This window comes from Mesorhizobium sp. M1E.F.Ca.ET.045.02.1.1 (genome assembly GCF_003952485.1).
GTDB lineage: Bacteria > Pseudomonadota > Alphaproteobacteria > Rhizobiales > Rhizobiaceae > Mesorhizobium.
On sequence record NZ_CP034447.1, the window covers coordinates 3,199,977 to 3,215,690 of the forward strand.

Here is a 15,714-nt window from a genome sequence, read left to right on the forward strand (position 1 = left end):
TCGGCCGCGGCCCGGAATGGCGAGCTTGCCGCAAGGATCGTCTATCGTTCCGCGGTCGGCGGAACAGCCGCTTCAATCGAGCTGTCGGCGCGTGGCTCTCCTCCAGCTATAGCCGACGGCCGTCATCGCATCCGCCGAAGCGCAACACGGGCCGTCACTGGCCCGCGCTATGCGTCCGGCTGAGCTTGAGGCGGGACGCTATCATACGGCCCGTGGAAAGCTAATTGAAAAATGCGGCGGAGAGTTATTGAAGAACAGATATTTAGGACGACAATAGAGCTGCCGCGAATATTCGCCCCGGCTAAATTGTTCTGGCCTATGCCGCCGGCGAAACACCCGTCATTTGTCGAGCGCTTCCAGTTCATCGATCAGCGCGCCGATCACGCCAAGGCCGATCTGCCAGAAGGCGGGGTCCGTGGCGTCGAGGCCGAAGGGCGCCAGAAGCTCCGAGTGATGCTTGGTGCCGCCGGCGCGCAGCATCTCGAAATACTTCTCCTGAAAGCCGCGCTCGGCGTTCTGATAAACGGCATAGAGCGAGTTCACCAGGCAGTCGCCGAAGGCATAGGCGTAGACGTAGAAGGGCGAGTGGATGAAATGCGGGATGTAGGTCCAGAAGACCTCATAGCCGTCGCGCAGCTTGATCGCCGGCCCCAGGCTTTCGGCTTGAACCTCGAGCCAGAATTCGCCGAGCCTGTCTGAAGTGAGCTCGCCGTTGCGACGCTCGGCATGCACCTTGCGCTCGAACTCGTAGAAGGCGATCTGGCGCACGACCGTATTGATCATGTCCTCGACTTTCTGGGCGAGCATCGCCTTGCGTTCGCGGCGGTCGCCGGTCTGGTCGAGCAGCGAGCGGAAGGTCAGCATCTCGCCGAAGACGGAGGCCGTCTCAGCCAGCGTCAGCGGCGTCGCGGCCATCAGCGCGCCCTGGCCGCCGGCGAGCACCTGGTGCACGCCATGGCCGAGCTCGTGCGCCAGCGTCATCACATCGCGCGGCTTGCCCATGTAGTTGAGCAACACATAAGGGTGCGCCGAAGGCACCGTCGGATGGGCGAAGGCGCCGGGCGATTTACCGGGCCGCACGGGCGCGTCGATCCAGTTGCGGTCGAAGAAGGTCCGCGCGATCTCGGCCATGTCGGGCGAGAAACGCTGGTAGGCCAACAGCACCGTGTCCCTGGCGTCGTCCCAGCGGATCACCGCCTGCGGGGTTTCGGGCAGGGGCGCGTTGCGGTCCCAATGGTTCATCACGTCCATGCCTAGCCAACGCGCCTTCATGGCGTAGTAACGGTGCGAGAGGCGCGGATAGGCCTCGCGCACGGCGGCCGCCAGCGCGTCGACCACCTCGCGCTCGACGCGGTTGGCGAGATGGCGTGAATCGGCGATGTCCTTGAAGCCGCGCCAGCGGTCGGAGATTTCCTTGTCCTTGGCCAGCGTGTTGGTGATCAGCGTGAAGGTGCGCAGGTTCTTGCGGAAAGTCGCGGCGAGCGCCTCGGAGGCGCGGCGACGCACTTCGCCATCGGCGTCCTGCAGCCGGTTCAGCGCCGGCTCCAGCGTCAACTCCTCGCCGTCGACATCGAAGCGCAGGTCGGTCATCGTCTCGTCGAACAGGCGGTTCCAGGCGCCGCGTCCGGTGACCGACTTTTCATGGAACAGCTGCTCGACCCGGTCCTCAAGCTGGTAGGGCTTGTCCTTCCTGAGGTCGAGCACCCAGGGCCGGTAATGGGCGAAGGCCGCGTCGGCCGCAAGCGCGCCTTCGATCGCCGCATCGTCGATCAGGTTGAGCTCCAGCGCGAAGAACAAAAGATGCGCGCTGGCATCGGTCATCTTCTCCTGGACGTCGCCGTAGAGTTTGGCGCGCTGCGGATCGGCGGTGTTGCCGGCATAGACCAGCCCCGCATAGGAGACGATGCGGCCGATCAGCTCCTCCAGCGCCTCATAGGCCTCCAGCGCCTCGCCGAGCCTGCCGGCGGTGCCGCGTTGGGCCTCGGCGGCCAAAGTGCCCTTCCAGCGCGCCTCGAAGGCGATGGCATCGGTTGCCGCGCTCGCGATGTCGCGCTTCAGCTCCGGCGCCTCCATGCCGGAATAAAGATCGGCGAGGTTCCATTCCGGCAGATCGCCAAGCTCCAGCGCGCCGTGACCAGACGCCGTTGCAAGCCGCCGACCAAACATCATGCGCATCAACAATACCTTTTTGAATCAGGGCCAGAATCAAAGGGAAAGGAGAAGCCGGTCAAATCCTAAGGAATTCGTTCACCGGGTTTTTTGAAACCTTATTTAGAACCCTGTGCCAAGATGATCCATGGGGATTTCTCTGGCGGGCAATTCAGACAGTCATGACAGGTTCCATACTCATAGTCGATGACGATCCCGTGCAGCGCAGGCTGCTCGAGGCGGCGGTGACGAAATTCGGCCATAGCGCCATCGTCACCGATGGCGGCGAGGCGGGCCTGGATGTGCTCGACGGGCCGAACGCCCGCGATGTTTCGGTCATCATTCTCGACCTGGTCATGCCCGGCCTCGACGGCATCGGTGTGCTGAAGGCGATGCGCGAGCGCGAGATCAACCTGCCGGTCATCGTGCAGACCGCGCAGGGCGGCATCGAGACCGTTGTCTCGGCCATGCGCCACGGCGCTTTCGATTTCGTCGTCAAGCCGGCCTCGCCCGACAGGCTGCAGACGTCGATTTCCAATGCCTTGAGGGTCGAGGCGGTCGAGGACGAGATGAAACGCACGTCGCGGCGTCGCGGCGGCCATCTCACCTTCAAGGACCTCATCACCCGCAGCCCGGCGATGGACCGGGTGATCCGCCTCGGGCAGAAGGCGGCGGCCTCCAACATCCCGATCCTGATCGAAGGCGAATCCGGCGTCGGCAAGGAATTGGTGGCGCGCGCGATCCAGGGCAGTGGCGACCGCCGCTCGAAGCCCTTTGTCACCGTCAATTGCGGCGCCATCCCCGACAATCTCGTCGAATCGATCCTGTTCGGCCACGAGAAGGGCTCCTTCACTGGCGCCACCGACAAGCACACCGGCAAATTCGTCGAAGCGCATTCTGGCACGCTGTTCCTGGACGAGATCGGCGACCTGCCGCTCGACGTCCAGGTCAAGCTGTTGCGCGCCGTCCAGGAGGGCGAAGTCGACCCGGTCGGCGGCCGCTCGACCGTCAAGGTCGACATAAGGCTGATCTCGGCGACCCATCGCAACCTTTTGCAGCAAGTCAAGGACGGCAAATTCCGTGAGGACCTGTTCTACCGGCTGAATGTCTATCCGATCTTCGTGCCGCCGCTGCGCGACCGACGTGAGGATATTCCCTATCTGGTCAAGCACTTCATGGAGAAGGTGGCACCGGCCGATCCGCGCCGCCGCCTCACCGGCATATCGGCCAAGGCGCTGGCGATGCTGCAGGCCTATGACTGGCCGGGCAACATCCGCCAACTGGAAAATGCGGTGTTCAGGGCGTCCGTGCTGGCCGAAGGTGAGTTGCTGACCGAAGAGGAATTCCCGCAAATCCGGGCGCAGGTCGAAGGCACGGTGAACCTGGGCGCCGAACCGGCGCCGGCCGCTGGACTGGCCGCGGACGAGCCGCAGCCAATCGATCAGGCCGCTGCCGACGAGGCCGGTGCCGCCCTGCGCGAGAGCGACGCCCTGGCGAGGCTGCAGCCCCGCTTCGGCACGCTCAGGGCCCTGGACGAGCGCGGCAACGTGCGGGCGCTGGCCGACGTGGAACTCGAGATGATCAAGCTTGCGATTGACCACTATAACGGTCAGATGAGCGAAGTCGCGCGCCGCCTTGGCATCGGGCGCTCCACGCTCTACCGCAAGTTGAAGGAATATGGCATTGACCCGGAAGCGGGCCGTCTCGACCGGCTTGCCTCCTGAGACGCTAGCCTAGCCCAGCTTCCCCGCCTAGAATTTGAATCAAATTGCCGCTTGCCGGTTCAGAAACTGCTGTTTTCCAGCAATTTCAGCGCCGGCGATCACGCATTGCGGCAAACGGTAACAGATCGTGTTTCGGCCCGAGCCGAATTCTTGATCTAAACCAGTGATTTACCACGATACGCGGTGCATCATTTTTGACGGGATATCGCCACGGTGTTACCGCATTTCGGCTTCAATAAGCGATGATTAACCATTAGGATCGATATTCGGATGTGAGAACCACGCATCCGTTTGGGCAAATCCGGGGACAAACGGTCAGCCTGCAAGGCCTTTTGATTTGAACCAAGTCGAACGACACACAGACGGGCGGCATTTTCATATGAGCGTCTGGCCAAGGTGGCTGACGTTTGTGATTTTGGCCGTCGGGTTCCTTTCGGCAGCCGCTTCCGGCGCGAAAGCCGAAGTCCGCACGCTGAAGCTCTACCACCTGCACACGCACGAAAAGGCCGAGATCGTCTACAAGCGCAATGGCCGCTACGATCCGGAAGGCCTGCGCAAGATCAACATCATCCTGCGCGACTGGCGCCGCAACGAGCCGACCAAGATGGATCCGCGGCTGCTCGACCTGGTGTGGGAAGCCTATCGTGAGAGCGGCTCGTCGGATTACATCCAGGTCGTCTGCGGTTATCGCTCGCCGTCCACCAACGCGTTGCTGCGCAGCCGCAGCCGCGGCGTCGCCGAGAAAAGCCAGCACATGCTCGGCAAGGCGATGGACTTCTATATTCCCGGCGTGCCGCTGAAGAAGCTGCGCAACATCGGCCTCAAGATGCAGGGCGGTGGCGTCGGCTACTATCCGAGTTCCGGCTCGCCCTTCGTCCACATGGATGTCGGCAACGTGCGCCACTGGCCGGGCATCAGCCGCCAGGAACTGGTCAGCCTGTTCCCGAACGGCAAGACGCTGCATGTGCCGAGCGACGGCCGGCCGCTGCCGGGCTATGAACAGGCGATGGCTGCCTATAAGGCGCGCAAGGGCTCGGGCACGCCCAATATCGAGCTGGCCAGCGCCGGCGGGTCGAGCAAGCGGTCCGGCGGGCTGCTTGCGGCCTGGTTCGGTGGTGGCGCCGACGAGGCCGACGACGATGCCGATGCTGGCGGCGGCGCACCGGAGCCCCAGCCCAAGGTCGTGAAGCAGGTGGCAGCAGCCAAGAGCAGCAACCTGCCGGGCATCGCGATCGTCTCGCCGCAGAACGCCAAGCGCGCCAACATCCCGCAGATCGCGGATGACAGCGCGGATGATTCGCAGCAGCAGGACACGCCGGAAACGATCATCGCCGCGTTGCCGCCGAAGGAGGTCCCGCTGCCCGCCTTCGCGCCGCGTCCGAAGGCCGATGTCGGCCAGCAGACGCCTGAAAACGTGCCGTTCGCCACGGCGGACGCCTCGGCCACGACCGAGCAGGCGGTGGCGACAGCGCATGCGCCGGTCAACGTGCCGTTCGGCATGGCCAACGCGGCGGAAGCCGCAGCGGCGGATCCTGCCAAGGTGGCGGTCAACAACATCCCGCTGCCGACCTGGCGTCCCGATCGCTCCACTCCGGCTGAACTGTCGCCCAAGGACAAGAGCGTGCTTCTGGCGCTGGCGGAAACGGCCTCGCAGGACAAGAGCGCGACCGATGCCTTCTCGGTGCTGCCGACGGCGCGGCCCGACGCGGGCAAACCGGATGAGATCAAGGCTGTCCTCGAACAGGCCAGCGCAACCACCGAAGCCGGTCCGAGCGGAGCCGAATATGCGGTCGCTTCACTATCGGAGCCTCAGCCTCGCTCGGCGTTCAACGATCCGTCGGGCCTCGATGCGGCCTCGCCGCGTGAAGCCATCGCCGCCCGTCCGGCCGGCACCGATCCAGCGCAAGCGATCGGCGCCGGTGTGAAGACGACGCGCAAGGAGGCCAGGGCTTCCACCAGCGACCTGCGGCCGGGACCGAAGGCGATGGTGGTGGCAACGCCGCCGCAGGCGGCGCGTTGGGCGCTGGGCAGCGGCGAGAACATCGCCACTGTTTCCGACCCGACGACGGCGCCGCGCTATGCCTATAATATGGTGCATACGCCGCCGAGCGAGGTCTACACGGCCGGCTTCCAGACGGATGCCCAAATGCCGGATGCCAACCGTTTCACCGGCAACGCCGTGAAGTTCCTTTCGGTTGCCCGTTTCCAAACGAAATAACGAGCCCGCCGGTGCCGCGAAGGCCCCGTTTTTGGACAACGGCGCGGCTTTTGCTTCTTCATCCATGGCGGCATATTTGACCGCCGGCCATCCCGCTTCGTCTAATGGTAGGACAGCGCCCTTTGAAGGCGTGAATCGTGGTTCGAATCCATGAGCGGGAACCAGCCGGCGGCCGTGTTTTCCGGCCGGCGCAGGATGCCATCACGCAAGCCTAAACCTCTCGTGAGGCCGGAACGGCTCGCGCTTTTTCGGGTTAGGATGCGTTCGTTCCAAACCGGGGATTCATGAAGAAGATTCTGCTGGCGGCTTGAGGCGATCTAGCTAGTCAACTTCCAGCGTGGGCGCCTCGCCCCTCGCCAGGAGCCGCGCGGCGTCACGGGCCGGAGGCAAGCCGAACTGCCGCGCATATTCACGGCTGAACTGGGAGGCGCTTTCGTAGCCGACGGTAAAGGCGACACGCGCGGCGTTGCCCGGCTGTGCGATGAGCAGATGGCGGGCCTCGAGCAGACGGACCTGCTTCTGATACTGGATCGGGCTCATGGCGGTCGCTGCCTTGAAGTGGCGGTGAAACGCGGCGTTGCTCATATGGGTGAGCGCGGCCAGCTCCGTCACATCGATCGGCTCGTTGTAGTGCGTACGTATCCACTGGGTGGCGCGGCGGATCTGTGACAGGCGGCCGTCGGCGCGGGCGAGCTGGCGCAGCTTTGCGCCCTGCGGGCCTTGCAGCAGCCGAAACGCGATCTCCCGTTCGAGCATGGGCGCGAGCACGGGGATCTCGTTCGGCCTGTCGAGCAGCCGCAGCATCCGGCGCCACGCGTCGAGCAGCTCGTCATCGGCGGGATAGGTCACGAAGTCGTCGCCGCCGGCCGCCGGCTTGTGGTCGATGAGCAATGTGGCGATCAGCTCGATATCGAGGCTGAAAGCAATGGCCATATAAGGATGGGCGGCGCTCGCCTCGATCAACTGGCTGGTGGCGGGCGTCTCGACCGCATAGACGAAACAGCTGCCGGCGCCGTAGCGAAGCGTTCGATCGCCGATCAGCACCGATTTCGTGCCCTGCAGCACGAACAGGGCGGTCGGCTGGCAAAGCTCGGGCAGCGGCGGCGTCGGAACCTCGCTACGGCCGATCGTGACGCGCGGAACGGCCGTCCTTGTCCGCCGTCCACGCGCGTGGCGGCCGGCAATTGCGATCAACTCCTGGAGCGCCTCGTTCATTGGTTCAGCATTGCCGATCCGCGCAAGCCGCGCAACGAGGTGACGCGCAAGCGCGCACCTAGTGACGCGCAAGCGCGCACCCAAGTGACGCGCAAGCGCGCACCCAAGTGACGCGCAAGCGCGCACCCAAGTGACGCGCAAGCGCGCACCCGACAGGATTAGGCAAGAGGATGAGAGCTTTCGGCGCGCGAAACCGACCGGTTCACGTCATTTCTAGGTCTCTGCAAAGGAGATGGATATGACGACACGGAAGAATGCGCTAGTGACCGGCGCCAACAAGGGCATCGGCCTCGAGACTGCCCGCCGGTTGGCGGCGATTGGGTTCAAGGTCTGGCTCGGCGCCCGGGACTCGAAGCGCGGTACGGCCGCGTCAGAAGCGCTGCGCGGCGAAGGGTTCGACGCCGAATGGCTCGAGCTCGACGTCACCAGCGACGAGAGCGTCGCGGCCGCGTCCAAGACCGTCGCGGCGTGGACACCCAGCCTCGATGTGCTGGTCAACAATGCCGGCATCGCCCCAGGATATGTCGACGCGCTCGGCCCGGACGGCCGTTACGAACGGCCGCCGAGCCGGGAAGATGTCGACGTCGACATGAAGGCCACCTATGACGTCAACGTCTTCGGGCCGGTCCGCGTCACCCAGGCATTCCTGCCGCTGCTTTCGGCATCGCCCGCCGCACGCATCGTCATGGTCAGCAGCTATCTCGGCTCGATCGCTCGTGCGGCTGGCGAGAGTCAGTCACCCATTGTCATGGGCTATGGCAGCTCGAAGACGGCGCTCAATGCCATAACGGTGGCCTTCGCCAGGGAGCTTGCGCCGCGCGGCATCACGGTCAACGCCGCCGCTCCCGGCTACACCGCGACGGATCTCAACGGGCACAAAGGCCACCGCACGGTGCAGCAGGCGGCCGAGATCGTCGTGCGCCTGGCGACGCTGGATGCGGGCGGGCCGACCGGCGGTTATTTTGACGAAAACGGGCCGCTGCCTTGGTGAGCGCAGGTGGAATTTTGTTTTGACGCAATTCCGGACGGAAAACCGGTGTCCACTTTTCCTGGAATTGCGTTAGGCCAGCTTGCTCGCCTCGCGCGCGAGCGCTTCGATCTCATCCCACTTGCCGGCCTTGATGAGATCGTCGGGCGCGACCCACGAACCGCCGACGCAGATGACGTTGGGCAGGCTGAGATAGTCGGCGGCATTCTTTGCCGTTATGCCGCCGGTCGGGCAGAACTTCACGTCGGCGAGCGGCGAGGCGAAGGCTTTCAGCGAAGCGATACCGCCCGACTGCTCGGCCGGAAAGAATTTCAGGAAGCGCAAACCGGCTTCGCGCGCGGCCATGATCTCACCCGGCGTGATGGCGCCGGGCAGCAGCGGCACGGGGCTGCCCTTCGCCGTGTCCAGAAGCTGGCTGGTGATGCCGGGGCTGACGATGAATTTCGAGCCGGCGGCGGCTGCCTCGTCGAATTGCCTGGCATCGAGAATGGTGCCGGCGCCAACGATCGCGTCCTCGACCTCGGCCGCGACGCGGCGGATCGCTTCCAGGGCGTCGGCTGTGCGCAGCGTAATCTCGATCGCCCTCAAGCCGCCGCGCGACAGAGCACGGGCGAGCGGCACGGCGTCGGCGACATTGGCGATCTTGAGCACCGGGATGACAGGTTGACCATTGAGAAGCGACAGGAGCTTTTCGGTCTTGCTGGTCATTCGCTGTTCTCCATTGCGATCGATTTCAACCGATTAGCAGAAGGGGTAACCCAAGTCCACGAAGCCAGGGCGTGTCGCGATGTCACGCGGCGGGCCGTTCACTGGCTCTGCCTTGAAACCGCTTTCAGCACGGTTTAGTGGCATGGCCATGACAACAAGCACGGATATTCAGCCGGTTCGCGTCGCCGCGCTTTACAAGTTTGCCCGGCTCGACGGCATCGAAGCCCTGCGCGCGACGCTTGCCGCCCTTTGCCTCGAGCGCGGCATCAAGGGCACGCTGCTTCTGGCGCATGAGGGCATCAACGGCACGGTCGCCGGCAGCGAGGAAGCGATTTCGGCGCTGATCGACCACCTCCAGGCGATCGAAGGGCTTGCCGGGCTGGAGGTCAAATACAGCGCCGCCGCCGACATGCCGTTCCACCGCATGAAAGTGCGGCTGAAGCGCGAGATCGTCACCATGGGCGTCGACGATCTCGACCCCGCGACCAGCGCCGGCACCTATGTCGCGCCGGCCGACTGGAATTCGCTGATCTCGGACGCCGATACATTGGTGATCGACACGCGCAACGCCTACGAGGTGTCGATCGGCACCTTCAAGGGCGCCGTCGATCCGAAAACCGCCAGCTTTCGCGAGTTCCCGGCCTGGGTCGAGCAGCACCGCGATGAGCTCGAAGGCCGCAAGGTGGCGATGTTCTGCACCGGCGGCATTCGCTGCGAGAAGGCGACGGCCTATGTGAAGTCGCTTGGCTTCGGCCAAGTCTTCCATCTCAAGGGCGGCATCCTGAAATATCTCGAAGAGGTGCCGGCCGAAGAGAGCCTGTGGCAGGGCGAGTGTTTCGTCTTCGACGAGCGGGTTTCCGTGTCGCATGGGCTGGCCGAAGGTGATGCCGAGTTGTGCCGTGCCTGCCGGCATCCGCTCACCGTCGAGGATCGGCTTTCGCCGAAATATGTCATCGGCATCTCATGCCCGCATTGCTTCGAGGCGCGCTCGGAAGAAGACCGCGCCCGCTACGCCGAGCGGCATCGCCAGGTCGAGCTGGCGCAGGCGCGAGGCGGCCGGCGCCATATCGGAAGCTAAGCGGCGTCAGTTCCACAAAGCGTCCGCCCGTCATTGTAATGTCAACGCGCGGGGCCTACGTCTTGCCGGTCCGAAACTCCGCCCGGGCGCATTCGGCCGGGCCAATTCTGGAGGCATTGATGCTCGACCCCAAGAAGCTGCTCGACGACCTTCTCGGCTCGCAAATTCCTGGCACGGGATCGACCGTTCGCGACAAGGCGGGGCAGGCGGTGCAGATGGCGAAGGACAATCCGCTCGCCGCCGGCGCGCTGGCCGCGGTGCTGCTCGGCACCGGCACAGGCCGGCAGGTGACGGGCGCCGCCATCAAGCTCGGCGGCTTGGCGGCCATCGGCGGCCTCGCCTACAAGGCCTACCAGAACTATAAGAACGGCGCTGAGCCGGCGCAGGCCCCGGCCACGGGCGAGCCGGAACTGCTGCCGCCGCCCAAGGATACCGCCTTCGACCCCTCGCAGGCGCCGCAAGGCGAGGCCGAGTTCACGCTGACGCTGGTCAGGGCAATGATCTCCGCGGCCAAGGCGGATGGCCATGTCGACGACGAGGAGCGGCAGAAGATCGCCGATAAGCTCAAGCTCGCCGGCATCGGGGCGGATGCGGAGAAGTTCCTGATGGCAGAGCTCGAGAGCCCGCTCGACCTCGACGCGCTGGTCGCCGGCGCCAAGACCGACGCGCAGAAGCTCGAGCTCTACACCGCCTCGCGCCTCACCATCGACCCCGACACCCGCACCGAGCGCGGCTATCTCGATCTGCTCGCCGGCCGGCTCGGCCTGCCGGACGCGCTGGTCGACCATGTCGAGGCGACGGTCTCGGCGGCGAAGGCGCCGGCTTGAGCCGCGTCCAACCGGCGCTGACAAGTCCGGGTTGGTAAACGCGCTCGTGGCGCGCTGCCGGCCGTTAACCTTTCGTTAACCCAGCAAGCGCATCATTCTAGGCAGTCGGACCGGCTTTTCCTCCTCCCAAGCGCGGTTCAGATCAGGGCGGTCGCCAATGACCGCCCTTTTTGTCGGCCCGTTGTCTTGCCGGCCTCTTCTCTTTTGTCGGCAAGAGCCGCTTGCCACGGTCCCTATCATTTGCGATGCCACGTGTTCTTCCAGCAATGACCGGGAAGGGATGACGATGACCGCCATGACAGAGAAAACCGCCATCGTTACCGGCGCCGGCACCGGCATCGGCAAGAGCGTTGCCACGACGCTGCTCCAGGCAGGATGGAACACCGTGTTCTGCGGCCGGCGCAAGAAGCTGCTCGAGGAGGCGATCGCCGAGGCCGGGAAGACGAGCGCCAAAGCGCTCGCAGTCAGTTGCGACATCAGCAAGGCCGACGAAGTCGACGACATGTTCGAGACCGTGGTGGAGGCGTTCGGGCGCGTCGACCTGCTCTTCAACAATGCCGGCATGGGTTACAAGTCGACGCTGATCGACGAGATCCCCGTCGAGGTCTGGAACGATGTCGTGGGCGTCAACCTCACCGGCTCGTTCCTGTGCGCCCGCGCCGCCTTCGGCGTCATGCGCCGGCAAAAGCCGATGGGCGGGCGCATCATCAACAACGGCTCGGTGTCGGCCTATGCGCCGCGCCCGGGCTCGGCGCCCTATACGGCGACCAAGCATGCCATAACCGGCCTGACCAAGACGCTGGCGCTCGACGGCCGGCCCTATGACATCGCCTGCGGCCAGATCGACATCGGCAATGCGTTGACCGAGATGGCGCAGCCGATGACGGTCGGCGTGCCGCAGGCCAATGGCTCCATCGCCGCCGAAGCGGTCATGGATGTCCAGCGCGTCGCCGACGCGGTGCTGCACATGGCGAGCCTGCCGCTCGACGCCAATGTGCTGTTCATGACCGTGATGGCAACGAAGATGCCGTTTGTCGGACGCGGGTAACGGCCCCGAGCGCTGATCGAACGCAGCGCCTACTCGCCGAGCACCCGCCGCCGCTCCTCGAACTCGTTCTTGTCGATCTCGCCGCGCGCGAAGCGCTCTTTGAGAATGTCAAGCGCCGTGCGCCCTGGCGGCGGCTGATGGGGTGGCATCACAGCCGGCCCGCCCAGCCAGCGACCGAGCGGCAGGACGGCGGCTACCAGCACGACAAAAAAGAGGATCATGAACAACGGGCCGAAAATCATCATCCAACCTCCGCCCCACCACATCATGCCGGGACCATAGGCATACCTGTCGGCATCCGACGCCTGAGCCCAGGCAACGCCGGGCGAAAGGGCCAAGACCACGTTCATCGCCGCAGTCGACCTCAGCAGACCTTTCTGCATGGGCTTGCTCCATCATTCACACTTGCCATCCTACACCGTCGAGCGGCCGGTATCTTGCGCCAGATCAAACGCGACATGCTTGCGACGGTCATGCTGAAGGACTCCAGCCGGACCATCGCAAAGACGCGTCTGACGGATTCGCTTAAAGCGCGTCGCGATCTTTCAGATTCGCTCCGTGCGCTTTAGGTTTTTGATTTTACGCATGTCTTTGTCTCCCGAAACCGGTTCCCACTTTCGGGAGACATGCTTTAGGGCGGGCAGCTCACGAGAGCGGCCCGAGCGAGCTGATCTCGACCAACCCGGTGTCGGCTCGGCGAGCCCGCTCGCCATCTCCCTCGAGTGGAGGGTGGAAGCTTACTTTGCCAAAAACGCCTCGATCCGCTCCAGCGCGCGCAGGATGTTCTCCTCGGAATTGGCGTAGGAGAGCCGGACATAGCCTTCGCCGAGCACGCCGAAGTCCGGACCGCCGATCAAGGCCACGCCGGCGTCTTCCAACAGCGTCGAGGCAAGCTTCTTGGCCTTCCAGCCGGTCTTCGACACGTTGGGGAAGGCATAGAAGGCGCCCTTCGGCGTGATGCAGGAAATGCCGGGCAGCGCATTCAGCCCTTCGACCACGATCTTCCTGCGGTTGTCGAAAGCGCGCATCATCTTCTCGACATCGTCCTGCGGGCCGTCGATCGCCGCGATGCCGGCATACTGGCTCGGCGCGTTGACGCAGGACCAGCAATTGACCGCAAGCTTGCGCACCTTGTCGTAGAGATAGGCGCCCTTTTCGCCGTTCGGCCAGATCGACCAGCCCATGCGCCAGCCAGTCATCGCCCAGGTCTTCGACCAGCCGTTGAGCACGATCAGCCTGTCGCGGATTTCCGGGAAATTGAGCAGCGAGCAATGCGTCTCGCCGTCATAGGTCATGACGTCGTAGATCTCGTCGGACAGGATCGCCACCTGCGGGTGCTTCTCCAATCCCTTGACCAGTTTCTCGATCTCGGCCCGCGGGGTGACGCCGCCGGTCGGGTTGGCGGGCGAGTTGAGGATCAGGAGCCTTGTCTTCGGCGTGATCAGCGCCAGCGTCTCGTCGGCCGAGAAGGCGAAGCCGTTCTCCTCTCGGATCGGCACGGGAATAGGCGCGGCGCCGGTGAACTCGATCATCGAGCGGTAGATGGGAAAGCCGGGATCCGGATAGAGAATCTCCGCGCCCGGTTCGCCGAACATCAGGATCGCGGCGAACATGGTCGGCTTGCCGCCGGGCAGGATCATCACGTTTTCGGCCGACACCTCGACGCCGGTCGTGGTCAGCGTGCGGCGCACCACCGCCTCGCGGGTGGCCAGCAGCCCGTTGGCGGGCGTGTAGCCATGATGGCCGTCGCGCAGCGCCTTGATCGCCGCCTCGACGATGTGCTGCGGCGTCTTGAAGTCGGGCTGGCCGATGCCGAGATTGATGATGTCGCGGCCCTGATGGGCAAGCGCGGTGGCACGCGCGAGCACCGCGAAGGCATTTTCCTCGCCGAGACGGTCGAAGGCGGCGATCGTGTGGAGCATTTTTCCCGTCCCTGTGGTTCTTACTGTTGGCGAGCGTTTTTGTGAGCGTCCATTCGCAAAAGTCAAACAGATTGGAGTTCCCCGTGCCAAAAAATATTGGGGTGTCGGAAAATCTGAAAGATTGGCAGCCGCGCCCGCGTCCGGAACGCAAAGCGCTCGAGGGCCGGACCGTCAGGCTCGAGCCGTTGAGCGCCGCAAAACATGGCGATGGGCTTTACGAGGCGTCGTCTGTGGCCGATGTCGATGGCCGCTTTACCTGGCTGCCGGATTATCCGCCGGAAACCCGCGCCGCGTTCCAGCCATGGCTGGACAAGGTCGAGGCGAGCGAGGATCCGCTGTTCTTCGCTGTCATCGACAAGGCGAGCGGCAAGGTTGCCGGGCGCCAGACACTGATGCGCATCGATGCCGCCAACGGCGTCATCGAGATCGGCAACATCTATTGGGGGCCGCTGATCTCGCGCAAGCCGGCGGCGACCGAAGCGCAATTCCTGTTCACCAAATATGCCTTCGACGAGCTCGGCTACCGCCGCTACGAATGGAAATGCAACAACCGCAACGAACCGTCGAAGCGCGCGGCCGAACGTTTCGGCTTCAAGTTCGAGGGCATTTTCCGCCAGCATCTTGTGGTAAAGGGCGAAAATCGCGATACGGCGTGGTATTCGATCATCGACAAGGAGTGGCCGGCTTTGCGTAAGGCCTATGAGGCCTGGCTCGATCCGGCGAATTTCGATGGCGAGGGCCGCCAGAAGCGGCGGCTCGAGGATTTCCGCGCCGAATTCGGCGCATAACGGGAGCGCTAGATGGCGCACGATCACGGCTCGCATGGGGTCGGTGCACACGACCATAGCCATGGCCACGGCGCCGGGCACATGCATGGATCGACCGACAAGAAGCGGGTGCTGATCGCGGCCTGCCTGACGGCCGGCTTCATGGTCGCGGAGGCGCTCGGCGGCCTTCTCACCGGCTCGCTGGCGCTGCTTGCGGACGCCGGTCACATGCTGGCGGACGCGATCGCGCTCGGCCTTGCCTGGTATGCCTTCCATCTCGCCGGCCGCCCTGCCACCGGCCGTCTCACCTACGGCTTCGCCCGCGTGAAGACGCTGGTGGCCTACACCAACGGCATCGCCATTTTCGTCATCGCGCTATGGATCGTCTATGAAGCCTGGGGACGGTTGATTCACCCGGCGCCCGTGCTGGGCGGCCCGATGCTGGTGGTGGCAGTCGCCGGCCTGCTGGTCAACATCGCCTCCTTCTTCGTGCTGCACGGCGGCGATCGCGAGGGCCTGAACATGCGCGGCGCCATCCTGCATGTGCTGGGCGACCTGCTTGGCTCGGCCGCGGCAATCGTGGCGGCGCTGATCATCCTGGCAATCGGCTGGACGCCGATCGATCCGATCCTCTCCGTCCTGGTGTCGCTGCTCATCCTGTCGACGGCGTGGTCGCTGATGCGCGAGGCCGCGCATGTGCTGCTCGAAGGCGTGCCGGCAAGCCTCGACCGCGACCTGATCGCCAAGGATATCGAAGGCGCGGTCAAGGGCGTGCGCGAGGTGCACCACATGCATGTCTGGTCGCTCGACGGCACCAGCAACATGGCGACACTGCACGCCTGCCTGAATGACGGCGTCGATCCGCATGTGGCGGTGAGCGCCATCAAGAAACGGCTTGCCGCGAAGCACGGCATCGATCATGCGACGGTGGAGCCCGAGTTCGGCCTCTGCGCCGACAGCCATGACGAGCACGACCATCGCCATGATCACGACCACGCGCATGATGCGCCTCCTGATCGCCGCCACTATCATTGACGCGTGCCTGATGATGAACTTAAACGACCTCGGGCC

At 64.5% G+C, this 15,714-nt stretch carries 13 protein-coding genes and 1 tRNA gene; 9 read left to right on the forward strand and 5 right to left on the reverse strand.

The features are described from left to right. Positions 1 to 339: 339 nt before the first annotated feature. Positions 340 to 2,175, reverse strand: coding sequence for a M3 family oligoendopeptidase (locus EJ070_RS15465; protein ID WP_189350541.1), 1,836 nt, complete (start codon positions 2,173 to 2,175; stop codon positions 340 to 342). A 155-nt stretch (positions 2,176 to 2,330) separates the two neighbouring features. Between EJ070_RS15465 and EJ070_RS15470 the strand changes: the two genes are divergently transcribed. The 3 genes from EJ070_RS15470 (at position 2,331) to EJ070_RS15480 (ending at position 6,254) form a co-directional block, all read left to right on the forward strand. Further along, positions 2,331 to 3,872, forward strand: coding sequence for a sigma-54 dependent transcriptional regulator (locus tag EJ070_RS15470; protein WP_126092145.1), 1,542 nt, complete (start codon positions 2,331 to 2,333; stop codon positions 3,870 to 3,872). A gap of 379 nt (positions 3,873 to 4,251) precedes the next feature. After that, positions 4,252 to 6,090 (forward strand): DUF882 domain-containing protein, encoded by a 1,839-nt coding sequence (locus EJ070_RS15475; RefSeq protein WP_126092146.1) that lies wholly within the window; start codon positions 4,252 to 4,254, stop codon positions 6,088 to 6,090. Between the two features lie 90 nt (positions 6,091 to 6,180). Continuing rightward, a tRNA-Gln gene (locus EJ070_RS15480) sits at positions 6,181 to 6,254 on the forward strand. Between the two features lie 157 nt (positions 6,255 to 6,411). Here EJ070_RS15480 and EJ070_RS15485 read toward each other — a convergent pair. After that, positions 6,412 to 7,305: an AraC family transcriptional regulator gene (locus EJ070_RS15485; RefSeq protein WP_126092147.1), complete on the reverse strand. Its 894-nt coding sequence runs from the start codon at positions 7,303 to 7,305 to the stop codon at positions 6,412 to 6,414. 238 nt (positions 7,306 to 7,543) lie between these two features. On the opposite strand from EJ070_RS15485, the gene EJ070_RS15490 reads away from it, so the two are divergent. After that, positions 7,544 to 8,296 carry an SDR family oxidoreductase gene (locus EJ070_RS15490; protein ID WP_126092148.1) on the forward strand — a complete coding sequence of 251 codons (753 nt, stop codon included), beginning with the start codon at positions 7,544 to 7,546 and terminating at the stop codon, positions 8,294 to 8,296. 69 nt (positions 8,297 to 8,365) lie between these two features. Here EJ070_RS15490 and EJ070_RS15495 read toward each other — a convergent pair whose 3' ends face one another. After that, the gene (locus EJ070_RS15495) at positions 8,366 to 9,001 is read right to left on the reverse strand and encodes a 2-dehydro-3-deoxy-phosphogluconate aldolase (protein ID WP_126092149.1); all 636 of its coding nucleotides are present in this window, start codon (positions 8,999 to 9,001) and stop codon (positions 8,366 to 8,368) included. Between the two features lie 148 nt (positions 9,002 to 9,149). Here EJ070_RS15495 and EJ070_RS15500 point away from each other — a divergent pair, with 148 nt between their 5' ends. The 3 genes from EJ070_RS15500 (at position 9,150) to EJ070_RS15510 (ending at position 11,954) form a co-directional block, all read left to right on the forward strand. Then, positions 9,150 to 10,079, forward strand: a complete 930-nt coding sequence (locus EJ070_RS15500) for a rhodanese-related sulfurtransferase (protein ID WP_126092150.1) — start codon at positions 9,150 to 9,152, stop codon at positions 10,077 to 10,079. 119 nt (positions 10,080 to 10,198) lie between these two features. Next, positions 10,199 to 10,906 carry a tellurite resistance TerB family protein gene (locus tag EJ070_RS15505; protein ID WP_126092151.1) on the forward strand — a complete coding sequence of 236 codons (708 nt, stop codon included), beginning with the start codon at positions 10,199 to 10,201 and terminating at the stop codon, positions 10,904 to 10,906. A 295-nt stretch (positions 10,907 to 11,201) separates the two neighbouring features. Beyond that, positions 11,202 to 11,954 carry an SDR family oxidoreductase gene (locus tag EJ070_RS15510; protein WP_126095769.1) on the forward strand — a complete coding sequence of 251 codons (753 nt, stop codon included), beginning with the start codon at positions 11,202 to 11,204 and terminating at the stop codon, positions 11,952 to 11,954. 29 nt (positions 11,955 to 11,983) lie between these two features. On the opposite strand, the gene EJ070_RS15515 is transcribed toward EJ070_RS15510, so the two are convergent. After that, positions 11,984 to 12,337 (reverse strand): SHOCT domain-containing protein, encoded by a 354-nt coding sequence (locus tag EJ070_RS15515; RefSeq protein ID WP_245464890.1) that lies wholly within the window; start codon positions 12,335 to 12,337, stop codon positions 11,984 to 11,986. 354 nt (positions 12,338 to 12,691) lie between these two features. Further along, a complete protein-coding gene (locus EJ070_RS15520; protein WP_126092152.1) occupies positions 12,692 to 13,876 on the reverse strand; it encodes a pyridoxal phosphate-dependent aminotransferase in 1,185 nt (394 codons plus the stop codon). Positions 13,877 to 13,977: 101 nt separating this feature from the next. On the opposite strand from EJ070_RS15520, the gene EJ070_RS15525 reads away from it, so the two are divergent. Beyond that, positions 13,978 to 14,664 carry a GNAT family protein gene (locus EJ070_RS15525; protein ID WP_126095771.1) on the forward strand — a complete coding sequence of 229 codons (687 nt, stop codon included), beginning with the start codon at positions 13,978 to 13,980 and terminating at the stop codon, positions 14,662 to 14,664. Positions 14,665 to 14,676: 12 nt separating this feature from the next. Beyond that, the gene (locus EJ070_RS15530) at positions 14,677 to 15,678 is read left to right on the forward strand and encodes a cation diffusion facilitator family transporter (RefSeq protein ID WP_126092153.1); all 1,002 of its coding nucleotides are present in this window, start codon (positions 14,677 to 14,679) and stop codon (positions 15,676 to 15,678) included. Positions 15,679 to 15,714 lie beyond the last annotated feature (36 nt).